Genomic DNA, 562 nt, shown 5'->3' with positions numbered 1-562 from the left:
CAGGTACTCGGTGATGACCTCATCCGGCAGGCCCTGCAGCACGATGCGCCCCTTCTCCAGCAGCATCGCCCTGTGGCAGAAGGCCTTGACCGCGTTCAGGTCGTGCCCGACGAACAGCAGGGTGGTGCCCCGCGCCAGGATCTCGTCGATCCGGGCCATGGCCTTGGCCTGGAAGGCGGCATCGCCCACCGCCAGGGCTTCGTCCACGATCAGGATGTCCGGATCGGTATGCACCTGCACCGCGAACGCCAGCCGCAGGGCCATGCCCGAGCTGTAGGTCTTCACCGGTTCGTCGATGTAGTCGCCGATGTCGGCGAAGGCGACGATATCGTCCATCCTCTCCCGGACCTGGACCGGCGTAAGGCCGAGGATGGCGGCGTTGACCCGCACGTTCTCGCGTCCGGTTAATTCCGGGTTGAAGCCGAAAAAAAAAACAGCAAGATAATTGTTTGTTACTTAGAGCGTACTCTAGGTCTACTGGATTCCGACTAATAGCGTGTGCATACGTGGGCATCAATTGTAATAAACCCATTATAACTCGTTGTATGTCTGTCTGATTAGA

The 562-nt window shown here is 58.7% G+C and carries 1 pseudogene; it reads right to left on the bottom strand.

Annotated features, from left to right (window positions below):
- A pseudogene (locus CSC70_RS14105) lies at positions 1 to 411 on the bottom strand (ABC transporter ATP-binding protein); the annotation flags it as partial.
- Between the last annotated feature and the right edge of the window lie 151 nt (positions 412 to 562).

The organism is Pseudoxanthomonas kalamensis DSM 18571 (genome assembly GCF_010211745.1).
Lineage (GTDB): Bacteria > Pseudomonadota > Gammaproteobacteria > Xanthomonadales > Xanthomonadaceae > Pseudoxanthomonas_A > Pseudoxanthomonas_A kalamensis.
The sequence above is the reverse complement of the archived record's forward strand: the minus strand, read 5'-3'. Positions and strand labels throughout refer to the sequence as shown.